The organism is Escherichia sp. WS568 (assembly GCF_046486085.1).
GTDB classification, from domain to species: Bacteria; Pseudomonadota; Gammaproteobacteria; order Enterobacterales; family Enterobacteriaceae; genus Escherichia; species Escherichia coli.
On sequence record NZ_JBJQMC010000003.1, the window covers coordinates 257,780 to 283,049 of the forward strand.

At 50.0% G+C, this 25,270-nt stretch carries 23 protein-coding genes; 7 read left to right on the top strand and 16 right to left on the bottom strand.

Annotation, left to right across the window (positions count from 1 at the left end):
* Positions 1-3: 3 nt before the first annotated feature.
* Together alr and dnaB are read right to left on the bottom strand one after the other, a co-directional pair.
* Entirely contained in the window at positions 4-1,083 is a 1,080-nt protein-coding gene (alr, locus tag ACJHWR_RS05405; RefSeq protein WP_001147328.1) for an alanine racemase, read from the bottom strand.
* Between the two features lie 52 nt (positions 1,084-1,135).
* Positions 1,136-2,551: a replicative DNA helicase gene (dnaB, locus tag ACJHWR_RS05410; RefSeq protein ID WP_000918363.1), complete on the bottom strand. Its 1,416-nt coding sequence runs from the start codon at positions 2,549-2,551 to the stop codon at positions 1,136-1,138.
* A gap of 82 nt (positions 2,552-2,633) precedes the next feature.
* On the opposite strand from dnaB, the gene ACJHWR_RS05415 reads away from it, so the two are divergent.
* Positions 2,634-3,617: a quinone oxidoreductase gene (locus ACJHWR_RS05415; protein ID WP_000235517.1), complete on the top strand. Its 984-nt coding sequence runs from the start codon at positions 2,634-2,636 to the stop codon at positions 3,615-3,617.
* Between the two features lie 165 nt (positions 3,618-3,782).
* On the opposite strand, the gene pspG is transcribed toward ACJHWR_RS05415, so the two are convergent.
* From pspG to ACJHWR_RS05430, 3 genes are all read right to left on the bottom strand, one after another.
* A complete protein-coding gene (gene pspG / locus ACJHWR_RS05420; RefSeq protein ID WP_000891408.1) occupies positions 3,783-4,025 on the bottom strand; it encodes an envelope stress response protein PspG in 243 nt (80 codons plus the stop codon).
* A 133-nt stretch (positions 4,026-4,158) separates the two neighbouring features.
* Positions 4,159-5,196, bottom strand: a complete 1,038-nt coding sequence (gene dusA, locus ACJHWR_RS05425; RefSeq protein ID WP_001298868.1) for a tRNA dihydrouridine(20/20a) synthase DusA — start codon at positions 5,194-5,196, stop codon at positions 4,159-4,161.
* Positions 5,197-5,557: 361 nt separating this feature from the next.
* Entirely contained in the window at positions 5,558-6,562 is a 1,005-nt protein-coding gene (locus ACJHWR_RS05430) for a DUF2713 family protein (RefSeq protein WP_000014227.1), read from the bottom strand.
* Between the two features lie 317 nt (positions 6,563-6,879).
* Here ACJHWR_RS05430 and zur point away from each other — a divergent pair, with 317 nt between their 5' ends.
* Positions 6,880-7,395, top strand: a complete 516-nt coding sequence (gene zur, locus ACJHWR_RS05435; RefSeq protein ID WP_000416263.1) for a zinc uptake transcriptional repressor Zur — start codon at positions 6,880-6,882, stop codon at positions 7,393-7,395.
* Between the two features lie 41 nt (positions 7,396-7,436).
* Here zur and ACJHWR_RS05440 read toward each other — a convergent pair whose 3' ends face one another.
* From ACJHWR_RS05440 to dgkA, 4 genes are all read right to left on the bottom strand, one after another.
* Complete coding sequence (locus ACJHWR_RS05440) at positions 7,437-7,646, bottom strand: CsbD family protein (RefSeq protein WP_001296638.1); 210 nt, start codon at positions 7,644-7,646, stop codon at positions 7,437-7,439.
* A gap of 115 nt (positions 7,647-7,761) precedes the next feature.
* Complete coding sequence (dinF, locus tag ACJHWR_RS05445) at positions 7,762-9,087, bottom strand: MATE family efflux transporter DinF (protein ID WP_001562441.1); 1,326 nt, start codon at positions 9,085-9,087, stop codon at positions 7,762-7,764.
* A 72-nt stretch (positions 9,088-9,159) separates the two neighbouring features.
* Positions 9,160-9,768 carry a transcriptional repressor LexA gene (gene lexA / locus ACJHWR_RS05450; RefSeq protein WP_000646078.1) on the bottom strand — a complete coding sequence of 203 codons (609 nt, stop codon included), beginning with the start codon at positions 9,766-9,768 and terminating at the stop codon, positions 9,160-9,162.
* Between the two features lie 109 nt (positions 9,769-9,877).
* On the bottom strand, positions 9,878-10,246 hold the full coding sequence (dgkA, locus tag ACJHWR_RS05455; RefSeq protein ID WP_000002907.1) for a diacylglycerol kinase: 369 nt from the start codon (positions 10,244-10,246) through the stop codon (positions 9,878-9,880).
* A 170-nt stretch (positions 10,247-10,416) separates the two neighbouring features.
* Between dgkA and plsB the strand changes: the two genes are divergently transcribed.
* Positions 10,417-12,840, top strand: a complete 2,424-nt coding sequence (gene plsB, locus ACJHWR_RS05460) for a glycerol-3-phosphate 1-O-acyltransferase PlsB (protein ID WP_023141894.1) — start codon at positions 10,417-10,419, stop codon at positions 12,838-12,840.
* Positions 12,841-12,994: 154 nt separating this feature from the next.
* On the opposite strand, the gene ubiA is transcribed toward plsB, so the two are convergent.
* The 6 genes from ubiA to malK form a co-directional block, all read right to left on the bottom strand.
* Positions 12,995-13,867, bottom strand: a complete 873-nt coding sequence (gene ubiA / locus ACJHWR_RS05465; RefSeq protein WP_000455227.1) for a 4-hydroxybenzoate octaprenyltransferase — start codon at positions 13,865-13,867, stop codon at positions 12,995-12,997.
* Between the two features lie 12 nt (positions 13,868-13,879).
* Positions 13,880-14,377: a chorismate lyase gene (ubiC, locus tag ACJHWR_RS05470; protein ID WP_001295693.1), complete on the bottom strand. Its 498-nt coding sequence runs from the start codon at positions 14,375-14,377 to the stop codon at positions 13,880-13,882.
* 222 nt (positions 14,378-14,599) lie between these two features.
* On the bottom strand, positions 14,600-16,180 hold the full coding sequence (locus ACJHWR_RS05475; protein ID WP_000579092.1) for a SopA family protein: 1,581 nt from the start codon (positions 16,178-16,180) through the stop codon (positions 14,600-14,602).
* Positions 16,181-16,407: 227 nt separating this feature from the next.
* A complete protein-coding gene (gene malM / locus ACJHWR_RS05480; RefSeq protein ID WP_012311578.1) occupies positions 16,408-17,328 on the bottom strand; it encodes a maltose operon protein MalM in 921 nt (306 codons plus the stop codon).
* A 242-nt stretch (positions 17,329-17,570) separates the two neighbouring features.
* Complete coding sequence (gene lamB / locus ACJHWR_RS05485; protein WP_000973665.1) at positions 17,571-18,911, bottom strand: maltoporin LamB; 1,341 nt, start codon at positions 18,909-18,911, stop codon at positions 17,571-17,573.
* A 71-nt stretch (positions 18,912-18,982) separates the two neighbouring features.
* Positions 18,983-20,098, bottom strand: coding sequence for a maltose/maltodextrin ABC transporter ATP-binding protein MalK (gene malK / locus ACJHWR_RS05490; RefSeq protein WP_000179165.1), 1,116 nt, complete (start codon positions 20,096-20,098; stop codon positions 18,983-18,985).
* A gap of 364 nt (positions 20,099-20,462) precedes the next feature.
* Between malK and malE the strand changes: the two genes are divergently transcribed.
* The 3 genes from malE (at position 20,463) to malG (ending at position 24,256) form a co-directional block, all read left to right on the top strand.
* Positions 20,463-21,653, top strand: coding sequence for a maltose/maltodextrin ABC transporter substrate-binding protein MalE (gene malE / locus ACJHWR_RS05495; RefSeq protein ID WP_000695387.1), 1,191 nt, complete (start codon positions 20,463-20,465; stop codon positions 21,651-21,653).
* A 153-nt stretch (positions 21,654-21,806) separates the two neighbouring features.
* Positions 21,807-23,351: a maltose ABC transporter permease MalF gene (malF, locus tag ACJHWR_RS05500; protein WP_001361466.1), complete on the top strand. Its 1,545-nt coding sequence runs from the start codon at positions 21,807-21,809 to the stop codon at positions 23,349-23,351.
* Positions 23,352-23,365: 14 nt separating this feature from the next.
* On the top strand, positions 23,366-24,256 hold the full coding sequence (malG, locus tag ACJHWR_RS05505; RefSeq protein WP_001252058.1) for a maltose ABC transporter permease MalG: 891 nt from the start codon (positions 23,366-23,368) through the stop codon (positions 24,254-24,256).
* Between the two features lie 93 nt (positions 24,257-24,349).
* Here the strand turns inward: malG and psiE are convergent, their stop codons facing one another.
* Positions 24,350-24,760 carry a phosphate-starvation-inducible protein PsiE gene (gene psiE, locus ACJHWR_RS05510; RefSeq protein WP_000202902.1) on the bottom strand — a complete coding sequence of 137 codons (411 nt, stop codon included), beginning with the start codon at positions 24,758-24,760 and terminating at the stop codon, positions 24,350-24,352.
* 214 nt (positions 24,761-24,974) lie between these two features.
* On the opposite strand from psiE, the gene ACJHWR_RS05515 reads away from it, so the two are divergent.
* Positions 24,975-25,253, top strand: a complete 279-nt coding sequence (locus tag ACJHWR_RS05515; RefSeq protein ID WP_001295279.1) for a periplasmic protein — start codon at positions 24,975-24,977, stop codon at positions 25,251-25,253.
* The last annotated feature ends 17 nt before the right edge of the window (positions 25,254-25,270 follow it).

Here is a 25,270-nt window from a genome sequence, read left to right on the forward strand (position 1 = left end):
CGATTAATCCACGTATTTCATCGCGACCCTTGAAGTCAGGCGCGTGATAAGTTCGTAAGCGCTTACTTTCGTCATTTCAGCGATACGTTCTACGGGCAAACCTTCGCCCCATAAAATGACCGGGTCCCCGGCTTTATCCTGCGCCTGTGGACCTAAGTCTACGCAGATCATATCCATCGCGACTCGCCCGACAATCGGCACTTCGCGACCGTTCACCAGCACTGGCGTACCGGACGGCGCGGCGCGCGGATAACCATCGCCATAACCCATCGCGACTACGCCCAGGCGGGTATCACGTTCGCTTACCCAGGTTCCACCATAACCGACAGGCTCTCCGGCTTTGTGCTCACGCACGGCAATCAGGCTGGAGGTTAGTGACATCACTGGCTGACAGCCAAAATCGGCACCGGTGGAACGATCTTCCAGCGGCGAGACGCCGTAAAGAATGATGCCCGGACGCACCCAGTCAAAATGCGACTGTGGCCACAGCAGAATGCCACCCGATGCGGCAATGGAACGTTGACCTGGTTTGCCTTCGCAAAAGGTATTAAAGATAGCGAGTTGTTTCTCGGTTGCGCCGCATTTTGGTTCATCCGCGCGCGCAAAATGGCTGACGATATTCACCGGCTGACGAACGTTTTTACACTGGGTCAGGCGATGATAAAACGCCTCAGCCTGTTCCGGCCTTACGCCCAGACGGTGCATACCGGTATCGAGTTTCATCCAGACGGTAACCGGCTCGTCCAGGCTGGCCTCTTCCAGCGCAGCCAGCTGTTCTTCGTTATGCACGGCGGTATGAAAATGTTGCGCAGAAATCGTCGGCAGATCTCTGGCATCAAAAAAGCCTTCGAGTAACAGTACAGGTTTGGTGATTCCCCCCGCACGCAGTCGCAGAGCTTCTTCGAGACGGGCTACGCCAAAGGCGTCAGCATCGGGGAGCGTTCGCGCGGTCTCAAGAAGACCGTGACCATAAGCGTTCGCTTTCACCACCGCAACCATTTTACTGGCAGGTGCCAGTTCACGAAGACGTTGCAGGTTGTGTCGCAGAGCGCGGCGGTTAATCACAACAGTTGCCGCTTGCATTTGTGTTCCTTGATAAGTGTTTGCTTTAATTACCTAATTCATAAAATAATTATTATTCGTCGTCGTACTGCGGCCCCGCATAGTTGTCGAAGCGCGACCATTGACCGTTAAAGGTCAGGCGTACCGTCCCGATTGGGCCGTTACGTTGTTTACCGATAATAATTTCCGCGATGCCTTTTAAATCACTGTTTTCGTGATACACCTCATCACGATAGATAAACATGATCAAGTCCGCATCCTGCTCGATAGAGCCAGATTCACGCAGGTCGGAGTTGACCGGGCGTTTGTCGGCACGTTGTTCCAGAGAACGGTTCAACTGGGACAGCGCCACCACCGGCACGTTCAGTTCTTTCGCCAGTGCTTTCAGCGAGCGGGAGATTTCTGCAATTTCCAGCGTACGGTTATCGGAAAGCGCCGGTACGCGCATCAGTTGCAGGTAGTCGATCATGATAAGCCCGATGCCGCCGTGTTCACGGGCAATACGGCGTGCGCGGGAACGCACTTCCGTTGGCGTCAGGCCGGAGGAGTCATCGATATAGATATTGCGTTTTTCGAGCAAAATACCCATGGTGCCGGAAATACGTGCCCAGTCTTCATCATCGAGCTGCCCGGTACGGATTTTAGTCTGGTCAACGCGCGACAGCGACGCCAAAGAACGCATCATAATCTGTTCTGATGGCATCTCCAGCGAGAAGATAAGTACTGGTTTATCCTGCAACATCGCCGCGTTTTCGACGAGGTTCATCGCAAATGTTGTTTTACCCATCGACGGACGCGCGGCGACGATGATCAAATCCGACGGCTGCAAGCCAGCGGTTTTTTTGTTGAGATCGTCATAACCGGTGTTTACCCCGGTAACGCCATCGTGTGGCTGCTGAAACAACTGCTCAATACGCGCCACCGTGGCGTCGAGCACATCGGCGATGTTCTTCGGCCCTTCGTCTTTGTTTGCACGACTTTCGGCAATTTTAAAGACGCGGGATTCAGCCAGGTCCAGCAGATCTTCGCTGGTACGCCCCTGCGGATCAAAACCGGCTTCGGCAATCTCATTCGCAACCGAAATCATCTCGCGAACAACGGCACGTTCACGCACGATGTCAGCATAAGCACTGATGTTCGCCGCACTTGGCGTATTTTTTGACAGCTCCGCCAGATAAGCGAAACCACCGACGCTATCAAGTTGCCCCTGGCGTTCCAGCGATTCCGCAAGGGTAATCAGATCGATAGGACTACCGCTTTCCTGCAAACGCGCCATTTCAGTAAAGATATGACGGTGTGGGCGGGTGTAAAAGTCGTCTGCCACCACACGCTCGGCTACATCATCCCAGCGTTCGTTATCCAGCATTAAACCGCCCAACACCGACTGCTCCGCTTCGATCGAGTGCGGAGGCACTTTCAGCCCGGCAACTTGTGGATCGCGTTCGCGGGGTTCAGCCTGCTGTTTGTTGAAGGGTTTATTTCCTGCCATAGTGAATGGAGTTACCGAGATAAAGAATGGGTCGAAACTTTACCATATGAAGCAGACCCTGACGATACGTTCTGGAGGACACATGGCAACACGAATTGAATTTCACAAGCACGGTGGCCCGGAAGTACTTCAAGCCGTAGAGTTCACTCCTGCCGATCCGGCGGAGAATGAAATCCAGGTCGAAAATAAAGCCATCGGCATCAATTTTATCGACACGTATATCCGCAGCGGCCTTTACCCGCCGCCATCGCTCCCCAGCGGATTAGGTACCGAAGCGGCAGGCATCGTGAGTAAAGTCGGCAGTGGTGTAAAGCATATTAAGGCAGGCGATCGTGTAGTCTATGCGCAGTCGGCGTTAGGCGCTTACAGCTCGGTGCATAACATTAATGCGGATAAAGCGGCGATTCTGCCTGCGGCAATTTCTTTTGAGCAAGCGGCGGCATCCTTCCTGAAAGGCTTAACGGTTTATTATCTGCTGCGCAAAACCTATGAAATTAAACCCGATGAGCAGTTCCTGTTCCACGCAGCGGCTGGCGGCGTTGGCTTAATTGCCTGCCAGTGGGCAAAAGCCCTGGGCGCGAAACTTATCGGCACCGTAGGAACCGCGCAAAAAGCGCAGAGCGCGCTAAAAGCCGGCGCGTGGCAGGTTATTAACTATCGTGAAGAGAATCTGGTCGAGCGATTGAAAGAGATCACCGCTGGTAAGAAAGTGCGCGTGGTGTACGATTCCGTGGGCAGAGACACCTGGGAACGGTCGCTGGATTGCCTGCAACGCCGCGGCTTAATGGTGAGTTTTGGCAACTCATCAGGTGCGGTTACCGGTGTGAACTTAGGCATTCTCAATCAGAAAGGCTCGTTGTATGTGACACGCCCTTCCCTGCAAGGCTATATCACCACGCGGGAGGAATTAACCGAGGCCAGTAATGAACTGTTCTCTTTGATTGCCAGCGGTGTGATTAAGGTCGATGTCGCCGAGCAGCAGAAATATCCGCTGAAGGATGCGCAGCGTGCGCATGAGATTCTGGAAAGCCGGGCGACGCAAGGTTCCAGCCTGTTGATTCCATAAAAGAAATAGGGCTTCCACCTGGGAAGCCCTTTCTTTTTATAGTTCGGCTGTATGTAGGGTACAGCACGATGAATCTGTTAGAGGCGCAATAGTGACAGATTTGATTATCAATTCCTATTTTGTTCTAAGGATAAAACCTTAGGTTGTGATCATCCGCACAATCCATTAGTAACGCCAGCGGTCATAACGCTGATATTTCGGCACTTTTGGTGCTTTAATCGCCTTAATAACCCACACCACCGCAACCGCCAGTAGTAACCACGGCAGCAACTTAATCATCAATGCCAGCATACCGCCGAGGAACATAATGGCCGTCGCCACAACCAGCGCGGCGATAATGCCCAGCAACGAAACGCCGGTGACCATCAGCATGACAAAAAAGCCAATCACAAAAAGTAGTTCCAGCATGATGCTCTCCCAAATATGAAATCTCTTGCAGGCATTACAAGAATCATGCCAAAAATAATCTATTGATTTAACAGCAAAACGCCCCGCGACGGTGCGCAGGGCGTGGTGAATTTGACTACTTTTTGGTGAAAAGTTAACGCTTATCCGCCACCAGTTTGAGCGCGTGTTCCAGCACATTAATGTCTGCACCCGCTTTATGGGCATTTTCACTTAAATAACGCCGCCACTGCCGCGCGCCAGGAATACCCTGGAACAAGCCCAGCATATGCCGGGTAATATGGCCGAGATACGTCCCCTGGCTGAGTTCACGCTCAATGTACGGATACATGGCGCGCACTACCGCCACCGGATCGGCATCGGTATCCGAGGAACCAAAAATCTCTCGGTCTACCGCCGCCAGAATCCCCGGATTCTGATACGCTTCGCGCCCGACCATCACGCCATCCATATGTTGCAAATGCGCTTTAGCCTCTTCCAGCGACTTGATACCACCGTTAATCGACATTGTCAGATGCGGAAAGTCACGCTTCAGTTGATACACACGCGGATAATCGAGCGGCGGGATTTCACGGTTTTCTTTCGGGCTTAACCCCGAAAGCCAGGCTTTACGTGCGTGGATGATGAACATCTCACACTCGCCTTTGCCGGAAACGGTGTTGATGAAATCGCAGAGAAATTCATAGCTGTCCTGGTCGTCAATGCCAATACGCGTTTTCACCGTCACCGGAATCGACACCACATCGCGCATCGCTTTCACGCAGTCGGCAACCAGCTGCGCATTACCCATCAGACACGCCCCAAACATGCCGTTCTGCACCCGGTCAGACGGGCAGCCGACATTCAGGTTGATCTCATCATATCCGCGCGCTTCTGCCAGCTTTGCACACTGCGCCAGCGCCGCCGGATCGCTACCGCCCAGTTGCAATGCTACCGGATGTTCTTCTTCACTGTACGCCAGGTAATCACCTTTACCGTGAATAATCGCCCCTGTAGTCACCATTTCGGTATACAGCAACGTATTGCGGGAAAGCAGACGCAAGAAATAGCGGCAATGTCTGTCCGTCCAGTCGAGCATTGGTGCAACGCTAAACCGACCACTCCAGTGAACGTCAGTTTTTTCAGGCATTGCGCTGGTTTGGTTGATTTTTTGCATTTCAGAATTACCGTGCATTTTCAAATGTAGAGATTATTTTATCGATATATCATTGAGTTATGTTATTCAGCATCACTGTTCAGGAGGCTCAATAGCGGGGTACTATACCATAACAACAGGAAGCGCCTGTCTCATTGCAAAAGAAAATTGAGATCCTCTCAAGGCATGAAGCTCTCACGAAGTGATGGAAATAATCTTATTAGCCGTTAGCTTTGTTAAGGCCAATGATAAACAATCCAGGTTCGACGATAAATAAAAATCACACATTAAACTACGGTGATATCTCTCCCTGCTAATAGCACTGATAGAGAAAAAAGAACCCAATCAATATTGGGTTCTTTTATGTAAAAACTTCCATGCTATAGGGAAAATTCACATTTTATTTTTCTAACTCAGTACCTAATAGGACATAAATGAACTTAATAATATCTTCGTTAATTAGATCGTTGTCATTTATATTTTTGTCATCCATATCTTTACCAATTATAATTGGTCCCGTTGAGTCCGGGTCAAATGATTGAATAAATTTAATTAAAGTCTCACCTGCAGCCTGCATTTTTGTAATGTTTTTGATGTCTTCTTTTTCTTCTCCGGCCTGATTTTTCATCTCCTGCAGAATTACATTAAAATCCAATTCTTTTTTATCTATCAAGTCTTTCAGCTCCGCCAGGTTTTTTTTCATCACTTGACGAGATAATATTTTTATCTGACTTTTTATGTAGTTTTCACAATCATCATTAACTCTCTCTGCTGCTCCTATGATATCTGCTGATGCACTATCATATGAAAATGAAAGTAAAAGGGAGGCCAGGGGTTTTAAGCGAGTATCTTTCTTTACATTATATGCATTTTCCAAATTTAAAAAGCCTTCGCTTACTGTTTTTAGATGTAATGACGCTACAGGTGCTTTACAATAGGATTTATCATAAAATAGCTGAATCGTGGAGGGAAGGCCATTATGATTTATTACGTCGAAAGTACACTTGTCTATTAGAGTTACATCGCTATTTTCCATTGGATTACAAACAAAATTCATCGCGTAATGAAAAATCGCCCGATCCACAAATGCAGAAATATAGTCACGATCACCTAATTGCTCATTAGTGCACTGATCAATACACTCCTCAACCCAATTTTTGAGAGCATCTATTCGCTTAATTAAGGAAACATTATTATCACTTGCAGTCCATAAATTATGGGTGATTCTCTGAATAAACAAATCTATTTTTGCAATAATCGCAGCGCGATTACTCATCGTTGCATAATCAACCGATTTATTATATATATCCTTTATTTTTTCTTTGCTCGCATCTTTAATTTCGTATTGATTTGAATGGAGTGTATTATTGAAGAATTCTGTTGCACTTGAAATTATACCTGACATGATATACGCACCTTTTTTGTCGTACCGTGTCCTCCTTATAATTCTTTTGCCATCTGCTCACTATCAAAAATCGCTCATAATTTCTGAAGTACAGGTATGCGATCAAACCCAGCTAAATAAATAGCGAGTTAACTTGAAGCAATTTATTTAAAAATGAATTATTAATTATTATCGTGTTGATAATGGTACTACCAGGCAACACAACACCTTACGTACAAAACAGAAAATCAACATTACGGCAACAATAAGGGTTCTCGGTGTTTTTCCTGGAACATGGTAAAGTAAGGACATTCTTAACCCCCACTTTGAGGTGCCCGATGGAAAAGACCACAACGCAGGAGTTATTAGCGCAGGCTGAAAAAATCTGCGCGCAGCGTAATGTGCGCCTGACCCCACAGCGCCTGGAAGTGTTGCGCCTGATGAGTCTGCAGGATGGCGCTATCAGCGCTTATGATCTGCTTGATTTGCTGCGCGAAGCTGAACCGCAAGCCAAGCCGCCAACGGTTTATCGCGCGCTGGATTTTCTGCTTGAGCAAGGTTTTGTGCATAAGGTGGAATCCACCAACAGTTATGTGCTCTGTCATCTGTTCGACCAGCCCACGCATACGTCAGCCATGTTTATTTGCGATCGCTGCGGCGCAGTGAAAGAAGAATGTGCAGAAGGCGTGGAAGACATTATGCATACGCTGGCGGCAAAAATGGGGTTTGCCCTGCGGCATAATGTGATTGAAGCACATGGACTCTGTGCGGCATGCGTGGAAGTGGAAGCGTGTCGTCATCCTGAACAGTGCCAGCATGATCACTCTGTACAGGTGAAAAAGAAATCACGTTAAGAGGGCGTACATCCTTGTACACGTCGGGCAGGAGGGATTAATTACCAGCGGTAATCATGGCGTTTTTCCCAACTATCAACCTCTTTTTCTGCCTGATCTTTCTGATAACCGTAGCGTTCCTGGATTTTACCGACCAGTTGATCACGTTTACCTTCAATGATCGTCATATCATCATCGGTCAGTTTGCCCCATTGCTCTTTCACTTTACCTTTAAACTGTTTCCAGTTACCGCCGGCTTCATCTTTATTCATAATCAAGACCTCATCGTTAGGTTGTGAATGAGAGTACGTTCACTTTTCTTCTGAACGTGAGATTAAGTGTAGTCAGCAATTTGGCTTAGGATTATTTATTCAGAATTTTTAACCGTCACGTTGCGGCAAACCAGGTACCGTTGCGCCAGTGACGCCGCCAGATAGCCGCCAGAGAAAGCCCGCGTAACGCCAGAAAGACGGTTAATGCCAGCCACAAACCATGATTCCCCAGCCACGGCAGCGTAAGGAGCGTCAGCGCAAAACCTGCGGCGGCCACCGCCATACTGTTACGCATTTCGGCGGCGCGCGTTGCACCTATAAACATGCCGTCGAGCAGATAACACCAGACGCCGACCAACGGCAAAATCACCTGCCAGATAAGATAGCGGTCAGCCAGCTGCTGAATCTGGGTTAACGACGTCAGCAACGCAATGATGTGTTCCCCTGCCAGCAAATAAACCACCGAAAACAGTAACGCTACAATCCCCGACTGGCGGCACGCTGCCCGCCAGACATCCAGTAACTGGCTACCATCGCGCGCACCGTACGCCTGACCGGAATGCGCTTCAACCGCGTAGGCAAAACCATCCAGCGCATAGGCGGTAAAGGTGAGTAACGTCATCAGAACCGCGTTAACAGCGATAATGTCACTCCCCAGTCGCGCGCCAAGTACGGTGATCGCGCCGAAACAGAGTTGCAACAACAGCGAGCGCAGCATGATATCGCGGTTAAGCGCCAGCAAGTGACGGAAGTTTCCTCGCCAGGCAGTTTTCAGCATTTCGCCGGAGATTCCGCGTAGTTTGAGGATTTTACGCACCATTAGCAGACCAATCAGCAATGTTGCATATTCCGCAATAACCGTCGCCAGCGCCGCGCCCTGCACGTTCATATGCAGCCCCATCACCAGCCAGACATCCAGCACAATGTTGAGGATATTGCCGACCACTAACAAAATTACTGGCGCACGGGCATATTGCACACCGAGTAACCAACCAAGTAATACCAGATTCGCCAGCGACGCCGGTGCACTTAACCAGCGGATTTCAAGAAAGCGTCGCGCCTGTTCTAGCACCGCTTCGCTGCCGCCAACAATATGCAGCGCCAGATCGATAATCGGCGTACGCAGCAGCGCAATTAACGCCCCAGCCCCCAACGCCAACAGCAACGGTTGCACCAGCGCACGGGCTAATGCCTGAGGATTTTTGGCACCATAAGCCTGCGCAGTCAGCCCGGTGGTGCTCATGCGTAAAAACAGCAACAGCATAAAGAGAAAGCTGGTCGCCGTTGCACCAACCGCCACGCCGCCCAAATAAACCGGACTATCAAGATGACCAATTACCGCCGTATCGACCAGTCCCAGCAACGGAACGGTGATATTGGAGAAAATCATGGGTAAGGCGAGATGCCAGAGCGCTTTATCAGATGAAGTGAGGAATGCCATGCAGACAAGCCTGATGAAGAGAGATGAAAAACAAACCGCGACGCCAGGCGGCATCGCGGTCTCAGAGATATGTTACAGCCAGTCGCCGTTGCGAATAACCCCAACCGCCAGCCCTTCAATGGTGAAGCTCTGCTGACGAAGGTCAACGACAATTGGTTTAAACTCGCTATTTTCTGGCAACAGTTCGACTTTATTGCCCTGTTTTTTCAGGCGCTTAACGGTAACTTCGTCATCAATACGTGCGACAACGACCTGACCGTTACGTACATCCTGAGTTTTATGCACTGCCAGCAAGTCGCCATCCATAATGCCGATATCTTTCATCGACATCCCGCTGACGCGCAGCAGGAAATCAGCATTCGGCTTGAACAAGGAAGGATCGACCTGATAATGACCTTCAATATGCTGTTGCGCCAGAAGCGGTTCACCGGCAGCCACACGACCTACCAGCGGCAACCCTTCTTCCTCTTCCTGCAACAGACGAATCCCGCGTGATGCGCCGGAAACAATTTCAATAACGCCTTTGCGTGCCAGCGCCTTCAGATGTTCTTCAGCCGCGTTTGGGGAACGGAACCCCAAACGCTGCGCGATTTCCGCACGCGTCGGCGGCATACCTGTCTGGCTGATGTGATCACGGATGAGATCAAACACCTCTTGTTGCCTGGCCGTTAACGCTTTCATTCCGCCCCCTGGGTGTATATACAGTTATGCTGTGAGTATATACAGCAAAAGGCGATTTTGGAACCATAAACTGCACAATAAACCAGAGATTTATCGAAATCTGGAAGGGTTATCCAAAATGCGACCATAACAGGATGCACCAGGTAATCACGGCGACGATAATCGCAATCAGAACCGCGGCGGATCCCATATCTTTAGCGCGTCCGGATAGCTCATGGTATTCAGAGCCAATTCGGTCAACCACTGCTTCGATGGCGCTATTGAGGATTTCCACAATCATCACCAGCATCACGGAGCTGATAAGCAGCACGCGGGTAATTGCGTCCACATCCAGCCAGCAGGCGATGACCACCGCCAACAATACCGCTACGCCTTCCTGACGGAATGCCGCTTCGTTGATCCATGCAGCGCGTAAACCTTTCCAGGAATAGCCAGCAGCTTTGATAATTCGGGTGAATCCAGTGGTATTATTGGCCATTGAAAGAACCTTTTTACATTATGAGCGTCAATATCAGTGTACCGTTAAATCCGATGATTCGGGTTTGCGTAACGCCGCGCGAAACATGAGCGGATACCACAGAATTTCCCATGACTTTCTGCTATCCTTGCCGCGCATTTGCATTATTAACCAGAGGCTTTACATCGTTTATGTCCGGCTGGCCACGAATTTACTACAAATTACTGAATTTACCATTAAGCATCCTGGTAAAAAGCAAGTCTATTCCGGCAGATCCTGCCCCGGAACTGGGGCTGGATACCTCTCGTCCAATTATGTACGTTTTACCGTACAACTCGAAAGCTGACTTGCTGACGTTGCGCGCCCAGTGTCTGGCACATGACCTGCCTGACCCGTTAGAGCCGCTGGAAATCGACGGCACGCTACTGCCGCGCTATGTGTTCATTCACGGCGGGCCGCGTGTGTTCACCTATTACACGCCGAAAGAAGAGTCTATTAAGCTGTTCCACGACTATCTCGATTTGCACCGTAGCAACCCAAATCTGGATGTGCAGATGGTGCCAGTATCGGTGATGTTTGGTCGCGCGCCGGGGCGTGAAAAAGGCGAAGTGAACCCGCCGCTGCGTATGCTTAACGGCGTACAGAAATTTTTCGCTGTACTGTGGCTCGGTCGCGACAGTTTTGTGCGTTTCTCGCCGTCAGTTTCGCTGCGCCGTATGGCGGATGAACACGGCACGGATAAAACTATCGCGCAGAAACTGGCGCGCGTGGCGCGTATGCACTTTGCCCGTCAACGTCTGGCTGCCGTAGGCCCACGTCTGCCTGCTCGTCAGGATCTGTTTAATAAGCTGCTCGCCTCCCGCGCCATTGCCAAAGCGGTAGAAGATGAAGCGCGCAGCAAAAAAATCTCCCATGAAAAAGCGCAGCAGAACGCGATTGTGCTGATGGAAGAGATTGCGGCGAATTTCTCTTACGAGATGATCCGCCTGACTGACCGCATTCTGGGCTTCACCTGGAACCGCCTTTACCAGGGTATCAACGTCCATAACGCCGAGCGCGTTCGCCAGTTGGCCCACGACGGTCATGAGCTGGTGTATGTGCCTTGCCACCGCAGTCACATGGACTACCTGCTGCTTTCTTACGTGCTGTATCACCAGGGGCTGGTGCCGCCGCATATCGCCGCCGGGATCAACCTGAACTTCTGGCCGGCCGGGCCGATTTTCCGCCGTCTGGGTGCGTTCTTTATTCGCCGTACGTTTAAAGGCAATAAGCTCTATTCCACCGTTTTCCGTGAGTATCTCGGCGAACTGTTCAGCCGTGGTTATTCCGTCGAGTATTTCGTGGAAGGCGGTCGTTCCCGTACGGGGCGTTTGCTGGATCCGAAAACCGGTACGCTGTCGATGACCATTCAGGCGATGCTGCGTGGCGGCACGCGTCCGATTACGCTGATTCCGATCTATATCGGTTATGAGCACGTCATGGAAGTGGGTACTTACGCCAAAGAACTGCGCGGTGCAACGAAAGAGAAAGAGAGCCTGCCGCAGATGCTGCGCGGTTTAAGCAAGCTGCGTAATCTCGGTCAGGGTTACGTCAACTTCGGTGAACCAATGCCGTTGATGACCTACCTTAACCAGCACGTACCAGACTGGCGTGAATCTATCGATCCCATCGAAGCGGTGCGTCCGGCCTGGTTAACGCCGACGGTCAATAATATTGCTGCCGATCTGATGGTACGCATTAACAACGCAGGCGCGGCAAACGCCATGAACCTGTGCTGTACTGCGCTACTGGCGTCACGTCAGCGCTCACTCACCCGCGAGCAGTTAACCGAGCAACTCAACTGCTACCTGGATCTGATGCGCAACGTACCTTACTCCACGGACTCTACCGTTCCTTCAGCCAGCGCCAGCGAGCTTATCGATCACGCGCTGCAAATGAACAAGTTTGAAGTCGAGAAAGACACTATCGGCGACATCATCATTCTGCCGCGCGAGCAAGCGGTGTTGATGACCTACTATCGCAACAACATTGCGCATATGTTGGTGCTGCCTTCGCTGATGGCGGCAATTGTCACTCAGCATCGCCACATCTCCCGCGACGTATTGATGGAGCACGTCAATGTGCTTTACCCAATGCTGAAAGCGGAGCTGTTCCTGCGCTGGGATCGCGACGAATTGCCAGACGTTATTGATGCGCTGGCAAATGAGATGCAACGTCAGGGGCTGATTACCCTGCAAGATGATGAGTTGCATATCAACCCGGCGCATTCTCGCACGCTACAGCTGCTGGCCGCAGGCGCGCGCGAAACGCTGCAACGTTATGCCATTACCTTCTGGCTGTTGAGCGCCAACCCGTCGATCAACCGCGGTACGCTGGAAAAAGAGAGCCGCACCGTCGCGCAACGTCTCTCCGTGCTGCACGGTATCAACGCGCCGGAGTTCTTCGACAAAGCGGTGTTCAGTTCGCTGGTGCTGACGCTGCGTGATGAAGGGTATATCAGCGATAGCGGCGATGCCGAACCGGCAGAAACGATGAAGGTTTATCAGTTGCTGGCGGAGTTGATTACATCAGACGTGCGTTTGACGATTGAGAGTGCGACGCAGGGCGAGGGGTAATCAGTGAGAATTGCCGGATGCGGCTCAAACGCCTTATCCGGCCTTCCATGATCTGCAAATTCAATAAATTGCGATCTGTTGTGTAGGCCTGAGAAGCGCAGCGCATCAGGCAGCCCAGAAGAAAGCCGGATGATCATCCGGCTTTTTTACATCATCAGAAATGCCAGTAACTCATTGCCAGCCCTAAAAACAGTACCAGACCAACATAGTTATTATTCATAAACGCTTTAAAGCAGGCTTCACGCTCGCGGTTGGCAATCAGTTTTTGTTGATAAACAAACAGCGCGCCAGCCACCAGAATTGACCAGTAATATCCCCAGCCTAAGCCATTTAACTCACCGATGATCGCCATCAGTGCCAGTACGCCAATCTGCAAAATACCAATAATCAATTTATCGTATTGGCCGAACAGGATTGCGGTGGATTTAATGCCAATCTTCACATCATCATCACGGTCAACCATCGCATACTGCGTGTCGTATGCCACCGCCCAGAGAATATTGGCGAGGAACATTAACCAGCAACTCAATGGCACCGACTCACTCACAGCAGCAAAAGCCATTGGAATCGACCAGCCAAACGCCGCGCCCAGCACCACTTGCGGTAGATGGGTATACCGCTTCATAAACGGGTACACCCACGCCAGCGCCAGCGCGGCAATCGACAATAGAATGGTCATCGTATTCAGCGTCAGCACCAGTAAAAACGAAATCAGTACCAGCACTACAAACAGCGCGCGCGCCTCTTTCTCTGTTACCGCACCGCTGGGAAGTGGTCGGTTCGCCGTGCGCTTAACATGACCATCAAACTTGCGGTCAGCATAATCATTCACCACACATCCGGCAGCGCGCATCAGCCAGACACCCGCGACAAACACCGCCAGGATCCAGAGCTGGGGAACGCCCGGTGTCGCCACCCACAACGCCCATAATGTTGGCCAGAGCAGCAGTAACGCGCCAATTGGCTTATCCGTACGCATTAAGCGATGAAACGCCAGCAGCTTATTCTGCGTCAGACTCCACTCCATATTTTTTTCCTCTTAGTACAACGGTGACGCCGGTAAAAACAGTTCTGTTAGCAACAGCGGTTTACCGCTTAATCGCAGGCGGGAACGTCGCCCCCACAGTCCGGCATCACGGCCTATCTCAATAAAGTCCCGGGTTAATGTCGATGATGTGAACAGATAGCGTCCTAACGGCGTTTTACCCAATTTTTGTAACGCCAGCTCCGGCCCGCTTAACGTTGACACAGGAACGACGGTACGACCGGCAAGCCACGGTTCACCATCGGCACATAACAAAATTTCACGTAACCAGTAACGAGACTCTTTCGGCAGCAGCGGCAGTTCTTCGGGGATTTCATTCTGCTCGACAAACCCTTCGCGGATCATCGTCACGCTTACCGTTTTTCCCTGCTGTTCAAAACGTTTTGTCATGGAATCTTCCAGCAACAGCCAGTCGAGCAGTTGCGGATCCAGGGCAGGGATCTCTTTAAAATAGCGCAGCGCACGCAGTTGCGTTAACGCGGGGTGTGACATGCCGAACTCTCCGTTACATAACGTAAAGGCATTGTATCGCAGAAAAGTGTTTACGGGAGATGTAAAGCAAATTAAGTGATCTAATGCGCAACAAAAACGCAACAATCGCATGAAGTGGTAAAACGCTGTTGAACCTTACGCTTTGCCGATGCCCGTGCTGGCGAGGTCAACCATAGGGGCATCACCGCCCAGGATGCCAGGAACGGTGATGTTTTCCTTTACTTAAATACCTTTATTCTTTATACGATTAGCTCGCCAACTCGCAGTAAAAATGGGGAAAAGCGCATGTTTATCCTGAGATTTGGAGCCGAAAAGTGTTTCCGGAGTAAGATTAACAGGCAACATCTCATGTCTGGATTTGTAGATATACGTGGAATTCCAATTGGTATCTTTTGTAGGATTCAACATATCATGTAAGCGCTGGGAGCTTACCACCATAACTGGCCCATCATCGACAGAGGAGAACAGGATAAAGATATTATCATTTCGTGTTAATTCATTCGTGTTAAAGGTTCTTAAATTATCTTCAATTTCTATAAATAAAGGTGAAACATCATCACTACGAATCCACTCTTTATAAAGATGCCAGGCATTTGCTTTGATCGTATCATCCGTTGATCGTAGAGCCTGATCGATAAGTTGGATAAAAAAATTGTTATTTTGATCAATCAGCCATTTATTCATATTAAATCTGTTAATAAAATCGATCATCTGTTGGGTATCGAAATGCATCTTACTGAATCGATTTTGACGCATAAAATTATCGAACTTGTTATCTTCATCAGGATGGATATAACTACGTATAATTGGATCTTTTATATAAGGACAATGGCTAAATATTTTCTTCATATTCTCAATAAAGTTTTTATTAACAATATTAAGAATTTTTAATTGCATCACCAGTTTTACTGCCAGAACGGATTTCAATATCATTGCATTATCTGGCAATGTATCAATCATTTTTATAATGTTATTGATATAACCATCAAGTTCTTCATTCCCAAATATATCTGAATAATCAATAGTTAATTCCAATCGTTCTGTAATGCAATCTTTAAAATTCCCTGTCGACATTCGCACATGATCAAACATAACAGCTGTCAGATTCGATTTAATAAATGATATTTCTTTGGTAGAAAGAAATTCTGCTCTGGTGAAGTGCGAAGCATAAAGATAACAATTATTGAACTTTGAATTTCTAATCTGACATTCACGAAAATTACTATGAGTAAGCTGGCTCCGCGAGAAGTCAACTGTATCAAGAATACTTTGGCTAAAATCGACATATTCGCCAGTCGCTTTGATAAAAATCACATTGTGTAAACGTCGACATTTAAATATGACATTATCAACTGTTGCAGTAGTAAAATTGCAATCCCCTATTTCTTTACATTCGAATGTTACATGTTGTAGATTTGATGATATGAAAGACACCTTCGAAATAACGTCACCTTTAAAATGACAACTTGTTAAATCCAAATCAGACAGGTCAGTATACCCCTGCGCATCTTTATCCATCAGAAAATCACAAGCACATTCTATTTCTTCATTTCTATAAAATTTTACGCTTATAATATCATTACTGATTGAGACTTCACGAAACATATTTATTGCATGATTTTTTTCGTTCCGTTGTTTTATATTTAAAAATATATCACTGATATAAATAAAGTTATCTCTATTTAAACCTGGCACCCCATTAAAATTACGTAGTAAATCAAGATCTAATTTATTATTTCCTTGCACCACATCATGTTTCATCAAAGAGTCATTGCCGCCAGAATTTGTGATATGACCTATCATAAAACCTCTGTATTACAGAAATGAAATAACTGGAAAAGTAGCCTGAGCGTCCAGACACTACCGGCGAAAGGAAAAGAATCTCTGATAAGGCATTGAGATAATGGATATTCTTAGTGAAGAAGAAGCGAAGTACTATAAAAAATCGCTCATATCCCAGGAATGAAGCATAAAAAAAGGTGCGCCAGGAGACGCACCAGTTGTTGCAAAATCAGCACTGTGGGGCGTAATTACCCCTTGCCTTTTACACTGCTGATAAAGGTGGAACGGGCAGATGTTGACCCCAGGCGTTCAGCTTCATCAAGCAGTTTTAACGCCTTATCAACATCACCTTTCGCGACAGCGTTTTTGATCGCGGTATTAAAATAACTTTCCGTGTCGTTGAGCATCGGCTCGCTTTTCTTCACCGGTGCCGGAGCGGGTGCAGCCACAGCTGGTGCCGCCGTGTTGCCTACCGTAACCGGAGCTGGAGCGGAAGAACCAAATAGAGGCCCGACCAACACGCTGGAACTGGAGTTCGTTTTGACTTTCAGTTTCAGTAAGCCATCGGTGGTATGACGAGCAACCGGGTCAGGAATATCCGGGATCGAGTTACCGACGCCTTTGGCATAGGCTTTAGCCGGGTCGAGCAGTTGGGTCGTCTGCAGGAGATCTTTTTCCGTGGTAAAGACCAGAACATAAAGTTTTTGCTGCCCCAACGCTGGTGTCAGGCGCATAACGCCTTCCAGCCGATCTGCACTCATCACGCCTGGTTCCTGGTAGGTGAAATAACTGCTGGGGAAGAAGGCTGATGGGGTCATGTTCTGATCAAGAATCAGCACGTTCGGCGCAAATACGCTGGTTTGTTTGTTCACTTCGCTGGTCAGCGTCAGTGTCAGTTCGCCAATGTTTGCCGGGACGCTGTACGCAGCAACCAGACCACTGATGCCGGGGACGTTCAGTTGTTGGCCGCCGGTCGCCAGTTGGGTGGTCTGGGTTTTAGATTGATCGACCGGTGTCCAGGTGAGTTGTTGCAGCGCGGCAGATGGAATGGCTGGCGCGTCGCTGGTGTTTTGCGGTACGTAGTTAACATCGGCAAGGCTGATTCCAGGCGCGCTTGCCAGTAACCCTGCTGATAAACAGAGGGCGATGAGACTTTTATTCATTTTCATTGTTTTCACCTCAAAATCTGGAGCTCAGCGGTAGCCAGGCAATAGCGCGCTAAACCCGATAATCAGAGGGGCTTTCGCCCCTTTCAGATAATGACAACCTGTTTTTATGCCGGATGCGGCGCAAACGCCTTATCCGGCCTACATTTGACAGCCGTTGTAGGCCTGATAAGACGCGCAAGCGTCGCATCAGGCGTTGGTTGCCGGATGCGGCGCAAGCACCTTATCCGGCCCAGGTTTTGCTATTACCACCAGATTTCCATCTGGGCACCGAAGGTCCACTCGTCGCTGTCGCCACGACCGAAGCTGCCGCCGTTGAAATCAGCAGGAACGGCTTTGCCGAAGTTAGTGTTGGTATTGGCGTTACCGGTGTAGTCGTAACCCCATTTCTCATCCCACTTGGCGTAGGTTGCGAAGACACGAATAGCCGGGCGTGACCAGATGCTGTCGCCAGCCTGCCATTGTTGTGCAAGGGTAATTTTGTACTGATTGTTCTTGTCGCCGGTGCGCTGGGATTCGACGTTGTCGTAGCCGATTTCCATCACGGTGCTCATGATTGGCGTCCACTTGTACATCGGGCGAATACCGACGGTCCACCACTTGGTGCCGTTGTCGTTATCCCAGTTGATATCCTGGTACATACCCACGTACATCATGTCCCAGTTATCGCCCATGGAGATCGCACCGTGGTCGAGGATACGCAGCATGTGACCGTTGTTGTTGATATTGTAGGCAAATTTTTCGTTATCAAACGCGACGCCAGAACCCTGCGACAGACCTTTACCCTGTGAGGTCATCGAGTCAGTAGCGTACTGAACAACAAACTTGTTAAAGCCCTTCAGGACACTCTGAGTATGTTCAGCAGTGAATAACCAACCGTCTTTCGATGCGCCATCAACCAGACGATAGTTATCACGCAGGTTGGCACGACCGTAGTCGACACCCAGTTCTAATGTGCCGCCCGGGTTGATTTCCATCTGCGCTAAACGCACGTCGAAAACGTCGTTCGCGGTTTCGTTGGTATAGTCATAAATATTGTTGCTGGCGAAAGAGGAAGAACCACCAGCTTCAGAGGAGCGGGTTGCTGCCAGAGAGAGTTTACCGAAGCCAACATCGATGTTTTCCAGACCGGCACCAGGACCAGAAATATCCCAGTAGTAGAAGTCGATCATATGAACGTCATGACGTTGGTAGAAGCGCTTACCTGCCCAGATGGTGGAGCCTGGCAGCCATTCGATCAGGTTTTTACCCTGCACGTTTGCTTCACGGAAGGCCGGATCGGTAGCTTCCCAGTCATTCTGTTGTGCGACGGAATAGGCCACGTTAGTGTCGAAATAGAAGCTCTTATCGCCCTCTTTCCACACTTCCTGACCCAATTTTAATTCAGCATAAGTTTCACATTCGTTGCCAAGACGGTATTTACTTTGAGCACCGGTAGTCTGGAAACACTGTTGTTCACCGCCGCTACCTGTCCAGCCAATACCGGAACGTGCATAGCCGTGGAAATCAACAGCCATTGCCTGAGCAGACATTACGCCCGCTGCGACGGCAACCGCCAGAGGAAGTTTGCGCAGAGTAATCATCATTCTATCTCCTGAGTCATTGCTTTTCTTTTTTCACATCACCTGTGACAGGCTTTGTGTGTTTTGTGGGGTGCTTAAACGCCCGGCTCCTTATGCAGTCGACGACATGCAGTGCCATCCTCACGGAACAGATGGCAACGCTCTGGCGGCAGGCCGATAGCGAATGTGGCACCTTCTTCTACCAACACCACGTCGTTCTGGCGGTACACCAGGTTTTGACGAATGGAAGGGATCTGGATATGGATTTGGGTTTCGTTGCCGAGTTGCTCGACGACCTGAACTTCACCCTCAAGGATGACGTCAGCGATATCACTCGGCAGTAGATGTTCCGGGCGAATACCCAGCGACATATTGGCTCCAACCTGGACATCACGGCTTTCAACCGGCAGCCAGACTTGCTGACGATTTGGCATCGGCAGCTCCACCTGCACTTGATCGATTGCAGTGGCGGTCACTTTTACTGGCAGGAAGTTCATCTTTGGCGAACCGATAAATCCGGCGACAAAACGGTCTGCCGGATAGTGGTACAGCTCCAGCGGTTTCCCAACCTGCGCCACGCGACCAGCGTCCAGCACCACGATTTTGTCGGCCAGCGTCATCGCTTCGACCTGATCGTGGGTGACGTAAATCATTGTGCGGCCCAGGCGTTTATGCAGACGGGAGATTTCGATACGCATTTGCACACGCAGTGCAGCATCGAGGTTGGAGAGCGGTTCATCGAGCAAAAATACGCTTGGCTCGGCCACCAGCGTACGGCCAATCGCCACACGCTGACGCTGACCACCGGAGAGCGCTTTCGGTTTGCGATCCAGCAAATGCGCCAGTTGCAGCACTTCCGCTACCTGGTTGACGCGTTGGTTAATCACCTCTTTTTTTGCGCCTGCCAGTTTCAGGCCAAATGACATGTTTTCTGCTACTGACAGGTGGGGATAGAGCGCGTAAGACTGAAACACCATACCAACGCCGCGTTCTGCTGGCGGAGTGTCATTCATCCGTTTCTCACCGATGAACAGGTCGCCGCTGGTGATCGTCTCAAGCCCGGCAATCATGCGCAGTAAAGTCGACTTACCGCAGCCAGACGGTCCGACAAACACCACGAATTCACCTTCATGGATATCGAGATTGATATCTTTCGATACCACGACCTCGCCCCAGGCTTTCGTTACATTTTGCAGCTGTACGCTCGCCATGCCCTTCTCCCTTTGTAACAACCTGTCATCGACAGCAACATTCATGATGGGCTGACTATGCGTCATCAGGAGATGGCTTAAATCCTCCACCCCCTGGCTTTTTTATGGGGGAGGAGGCGGGAGGATGAGAACGCGGCTTCTGTGAACTAAACCGAGGTCATGTAAGGAATTTCGTGATGTTGCTTGCAAAAATCGTGGCGATTTTATGTGCGCATCTCCACATTACCGCCAATTCTGTAACAGAGATCACACAAAGCAACGGTGGGGCGTAGGGGCAAGGAGGATGGAAAGAGGTTGCCGTATAAAGAAACTAGAGTCCGTTTAGGTGTTTTCACGAGCACTTCACCAACAAGGACCATAGATTATGAAAATAAAAACAGGTGCACGCATCCTCGCATTATCCGCATTAACGACGATGATGTTTTCCGCCTCGGCTCTCGCCAAAATCGAAGAAGGTAAACTGGTAATCTGGATTAACGGCGATAAAGGCTATAACGGTCTCGCTGAAGTCGGTAAGAAATTCGAGAAAGATACCGGAATTAAAGTCACCGTCGAGCATCCGGATAAACTGGAAGAGAAATTCCCTCAGGTTGCGGCAACTGGCGATGGCCCTGACATTATCTTCTGGGCGCACGACCGCTTTGGTGGCTACGCTCAATCTGGCCTGTTGGCTGAAATCACCCCGGACAAAGCGTTCCAGGACAAGCTGTATCCGTTTACCTGGGATGCCGTTCGTTACAACGGCAAGCTGATTGCTTACCCGATTGCTGTCGAAGCGTTATCGCTGATTTATAACAAAGATCTGCTGCCGAACCCGCCAAAAACCTGGGAAGAGATCCCGGCGCTGGATAAAGAACTGAAAGCGAAAGGTAAGAGCGCGCTGATGTTCAACCTGCAAGAACCATACTTCACCTGGCCGCTGATTGCGGCTGACGGGGGTTATGCGTTCAAGTATGAAAACGGCAAGTACGACATTAAAGACGTGGGCGTGGATAACGCTGGCGCGAAAGCGGGTCTGACCTTCCTGGTTGACCTGATTAAAAACAAACACATGAATGCAGACACCGATTACTCCATCGCAGAAGCTGCCTTTAATAAAGGCGAAACAGCGATGACCATCAACGGCCCGTGGGCATGGTCCAACATCGACACCAGCAAAGTGAATTATGGTGTAACGGTACTGCCGACCTTCAAGGGTCAACCATCCAAACCGTTCGTTGGCGTGCTGAGCGCCGGTATTAACGCCGCCAGTCCGAACAAAGAGCTGGCGAAAGAGTTCCTCGAAAACTATCTGCTGACTGACGAAGGTCTGGAAGCGGTCAATAAAGATAAACCGCTGGGTGCAGTGGCGCTGAAGTCTTACGAGGAAGAGTTGGCGAAAGATCCACGTATTGCCGCCACCATGGAAAACGCCCAGAAAGGTGAAATCATGCCGAACATCCCGCAGATGTCCGCTTTCTGGTATGCCGTGCGTACTGCGGTGATCAACGCCGCCAGCGGTCGTCAGACTGTCGATGAAGCCCTGAAAGACGCGCAGACTCGTATCACCAAGTAATGCTGTGAAATGCCGGATGCGGCGTGAACGCCTTGTCCGGCCTACAAAACCGAAACGTATGTAGGCCTGGTAAGGCGCGTCAGCGTCGCATCAGGCAGTTGTTGTCGGATAAGGCGTGAAAGCCTTATCCGTCCTGGAATGAGGAAGAACCCCATGGATGTCATTAAAAAGAAACATTGGTGGCAAAGCGACGCGCTGAAATGGTCAGTGTTAGGTCTGCTCGGCCTGCTGGTGGGTTACCTTGTTGTTTTAATGTACGCACAAGGGGAATACCTGTTCGCCATTACCACGCTGATATTGAGTTCAGCGGGGCTGTATATTTTCGCCAATCGTAAAGCCTACGCCTGGCGCTATGTTTACCCGGGAATGGCTGGAATGGGATTATTCGTCCTCTTCCCTTTGGTCTGCACCATCGCCATTGCCTTTACCAACTACAGCAGCACTAACCAGCTGACTTTTGAACGTGCGCAGGAAGTGTTGTTAGATCGCTCCTGGCAAGCAGGCAAAACCTATAATTTTGGTCTTTACCCGGCGGGCGATGAGTGGCAACTGGCGCTCAGCGACGGCGAAACCGGCAAAAATTACCTCTCCGACGCGTTTAAATTTGGCGGCGAGCAAAAACTGCAACTGAAAGAAACGACCGCCCAGCCCGAAGGCGAACGCGCGAATCTGCGCGTGATTACCCAGAATCGTCAGGCACTGAGTGACATTACCGCCATTCTGCCGGATGGCAACAAAGTGATGATGAGCTCCCTGCGCCAGTTTTCTGGCACGCAGCCGCTCTACACACTCGACGGTGACGGCACGCTGACGAATAATCAGAGCGGCGTAAAATATCGTCCAAACGACCAGATTGGTTTTTACCAGTCCATCACTGCTGACGGCAACTGGGGTGATGAAAAGCTAAGCCCCGGTTACACCGTGACCACCGGCTGGAAAAACTTTACCCGCGTCTTTACCGACGAAGGCATTCAGAAACCGTTCCTCGCCATTTTCGTCTGGACCGTGGTGTTCTCGCTGATCACTGTCTTTTTAACGGTGGCGGTCGGCATGGTTCTGGCGTGTCTGGTGCAGTGGGAAGCGTTGCGCGGCAAAGCGGTCTATCGCGTCCTGCTTATTCTGCCCTACGCGGTGCCATCGTTCATTTCAATCTTGATTTTCAAAGGGTTGTTTAACCAGAGCTTCGGTGAGATCAACATGATGTTGAGCGCGCTGTTTGGCGTGAAGCCCGCCTGGTTCAGCGATCCGACCACCGCCCGAACGATGCTGATTATCGTCAATACCTGGCTGGGTTATCCGTACATGATGATCCTCTGCATGGGCTTGCTGAAAGCGATTCCGGACGATTTGTATGAAGCCTCAGCAATGGATGGCGCAGGTCCGTTCCAGAACTTCTTTAAGATTACGCTGCCGCTGCTGATTAAACCGCTGACGCCGCTGATGATCGCCAGCTTCGCCTTTAACTTTAACAACTTCGTGCTGATTCAACTGTTAACCAACGGCGGCCCGGATCGTCTTGGCACGACCACGCCAGCCGGTTATACCGACCTGCTTGTTAACTACACCTACCGCATCGCTTTTGAAGGCGGCGGGGGTCAGGACTTCGGTCTGGCAGCAGCAATTGCCACGCTGATCTTCCTGCTGGTGGGTGCGCTGGCGATAGTGAACCTGAAAGCCACGCGAATGAAGTTTGATTAAGGGAGATAACAAAAATGGCAATGGTCCAACCGAAATCGCAAAAAGCACGTTTGTTTATTACTCACCTGCTACTGCTACTTTTTATCGCGGCGATTATGTTCCCGCTGCTGATGGTCGTCGCCATCTCGCTGCGTCAGGGGAACTTCGCGACTGGCAGCCTGATCCCGGAGCAAATCTCCTGGGATCACTGGAAACTGGCGTTAGGTTTTAGTGTGGAACAGGCTGATGGTCGCATTACGCCACCGCCATTCCCGGTACTGCTGTGGCTGTGGAACTCGGTAAAGGTCGCCGGGATTTCCGCGATTGGCATTGTGGCGCTCTCCACCACCTGCGCCTACGCTTTCGCCCGTATGCGCTTTCCAGGCAAAGCGACGCTGCTGAAAGGAATGCTGATTTTCCAGATGTTCCCGGCAGTACTTTCACTGGTCGCGTTGTATGCGTTGTTTGATCGTCTGGGTGAGTACATTCCATTCATTGGTCTGAATACTCACGGCGGCGTAATTTTCGCGTATCTGGGCGGGATTGCGCTGCATGTCTGGACCATCAAAGGTTATTTCGAAACCATCGACAGTTCGCTGGAAGAAGCGGCGGCGCTGGATGGTGCGACACCGTGGCAGGCCTTCCGCCTTGTCCTGTTGCCGCTGTCAGTACCGATTCTGGCGGTGGTGTTCATCCTGTCGTTTATCGCTGCCATTACTGAAGTTCCGGTCGCGTCGCTATTACTGCGTGACGTAAACAGCTACACCCTGGCTGTGGGGATGCAGCAATACCTCAACCCGCAAAACTACCTGTGGGGTGACTTTGCCGCCGCTGCCGTGATGTCTGCATTACCGATCACCATCGTCTTCCTGCTGGCTCAACGCTGGCTGGTCAACGGCCTGACGGCAGGTGGTGTGAAAGGTTAAAGATGTTGTTCTGCCAATGTTATGCCGCTGCACCCTCAACTTACGTTATCCCAACTTGTGACTGTTATTCGGCGCTCCACGGAGCGCCTTTTTTTACTCCCGCTTCAGCCGTTTCGAATTACACAGCCACAGGGTGATCACCAGTAACAGGATCGCTGCCGAGTAGATCAACACATCCAGTGGCGATTTATGATCGACGATGATCAAGCGCACAATGGCGGTGATCCCAATATAGACAAAGTAACGTAGCGGGAAGTGAAAACCGGACTGAAAGTACTTCACAATCAGCGCGATAAATTCGAAATAGAGAAAGTAAACCACCAGCCCTTCTACCAGCTCATATTTGCTGGTTTGTTCTGGCGCGAACAGCACATCAGCCAGATGCACCGTTTCTTTGCCGAGGAAGACAACCAAAATAAGGCCGAGGCACAGCAGGCCAAGATTGAGTACGGTCTGCAAAATGGTGGAGATAAACTCCACGCGCGGACGAGAGAGTGACGTCATAGCAGTACCTCCTTCACAGTGGCGAGCTTCCTGTATAACGCAAAAATGTGACGGAGATCTATATTTTTTGTGTATGTTTTGTTCAGCTCAATTAAGTGGGCATCTCCCATCAACGTCGCATCTGGCAAAACACACAGCCCAAAAAAATCACCCATTCAGGTGATTCCCAGCCACCAGCAATGCGCGAAAAATCGACAATGTTCCTCTGGAACAAATGAAACGTAACCTGATAAAGGTGGTAAAAATGAAGCCTTATTTTGCTGCTTTGATGTTATCAGTCTCTGTTCTTCCTGCTTATGCCGGTCCGCTCGGTACTGCTGATAAAGCCGACCTACCGCAAAGCAATGTCTCCAGCCCAATGATGGCCCAGTCGCTCAGGCAACCAGACCTGCAACCAATATCGACGGACAGGAAGACAGAATGTTTTCGCCTTTACACACCAGATCGCAAACCGGGGGTGAACTGCGTTCCTGATGGCTCGACAGGCCATTAAGAATAAAGGTGCCAGTG

Bases quoted from the DNA above. Each gene is read 5' to 3' on its own strand.
- pspG (WP_000891408.1), bottom strand. From the start codon at position 4,025: ATGCTGGAACTACTTTTTGTGATTGGCTTTTTTGTCATGCTGATGGTC.
- alr (WP_001147328.1), bottom strand. From the start codon at position 1,083: ATGCAAGCGGCAACTGTTGTGATTAACCGCCGCGCTCTGCGACACAAC.
- ACJHWR_RS05430 (WP_000014227.1), bottom strand. From the start codon at position 6,562: ATGTCAGGTATAATTTCAAGTGCAACAGAATTCTTCAATAATACACTC.
- ubiA (WP_000455227.1), bottom strand. From the start codon at position 13,867: ATGGAGTGGAGTCTGACGCAGAATAAGCTGCTGGCGTTTCATCGCTTA.
- ACJHWR_RS05440 (WP_001296638.1), bottom strand. From the start codon at position 7,646: ATGAATAAAGATGAAGCCGGCGGTAACTGGAAACAGTTTAAAGGTAAA.
- malM (WP_012311578.1), bottom strand. From the start codon at position 17,328: ATGAAAATGAATAAAAGTCTCATCGCCCTCTGTTTATCAGCAGGGTTA.
- lamB (WP_000973665.1), bottom strand. From the start codon at position 18,911: ATGATGATTACTCTGCGCAAACTTCCTCTGGCGGTTGCCGTCGCAGCG.
- malK (WP_000179165.1), bottom strand. From the start codon at position 20,098: ATGGCGAGCGTACAGCTGCAAAATGTAACGAAAGCCTGGGGCGAGGTC.
- psiE (WP_000202902.1), bottom strand. From the start codon at position 24,760: ATGACGTCACTCTCTCGTCCGCGCGTGGAGTTTATCTCCACCATTTTG.
- ACJHWR_RS05415 (WP_000235517.1), top strand. From the start codon at position 2,634: ATGGCAACACGAATTGAATTTCACAAGCACGGTGGCCCGGAAGTACTT.
- dinF (WP_001562441.1), bottom strand. From the start codon at position 9,087: ATGGCATTCCTCACTTCATCTGATAAAGCGCTCTGGCATCTCGCCTTA.
- ACJHWR_RS05515 (WP_001295279.1), top strand. From the start codon at position 24,975: ATGAAACGTAACCTGATAAAGGTGGTAAAAATGAAGCCTTATTTTGCT.
- ACJHWR_RS05475 (WP_000579092.1), bottom strand. From the start codon at position 16,180: ATGATAGGTCATATCACAAATTCTGGCGGCAATGACTCTTTGATGAAA.
- lexA (WP_000646078.1), bottom strand. From the start codon at position 9,768: ATGAAAGCGTTAACGGCCAGGCAACAAGAGGTGTTTGATCTCATCCGT.
- dgkA (WP_000002907.1), bottom strand. From the start codon at position 10,246: ATGGCCAATAATACCACTGGATTCACCCGAATTATCAAAGCTGCTGGC.
- dusA (WP_001298868.1), bottom strand. From the start codon at position 5,196: ATGCACGGTAATTCTGAAATGCAAAAAATCAACCAAACCAGCGCAATG.
- malF (WP_001361466.1), top strand. From the start codon at position 21,807: ATGGATGTCATTAAAAAGAAACATTGGTGGCAAAGCGACGCGCTGAAA.
- malE (WP_000695387.1), top strand. From the start codon at position 20,463: ATGAAAATAAAAACAGGTGCACGCATCCTCGCATTATCCGCATTAACG.
- plsB (WP_023141894.1), top strand. From the start codon at position 10,417: ATGTCCGGCTGGCCACGAATTTACTACAAATTACTGAATTTACCATTA.
- ubiC (WP_001295693.1), bottom strand. From the start codon at position 14,377: ATGTCACACCCCGCGTTAACGCAACTGCGTGCGCTGCGCTATTTTAAA.
- zur (WP_000416263.1), top strand. From the start codon at position 6,880: ATGGAAAAGACCACAACGCAGGAGTTATTAGCGCAGGCTGAAAAAATC.
- malG (WP_001252058.1), top strand. From the start codon at position 23,366: ATGGCAATGGTCCAACCGAAATCGCAAAAAGCACGTTTGTTTATTACT.
- dnaB (WP_000918363.1), bottom strand. From the start codon at position 2,551: ATGGCAGGAAATAAACCCTTCAACAAACAGCAGGCTGAACCCCGCGAA.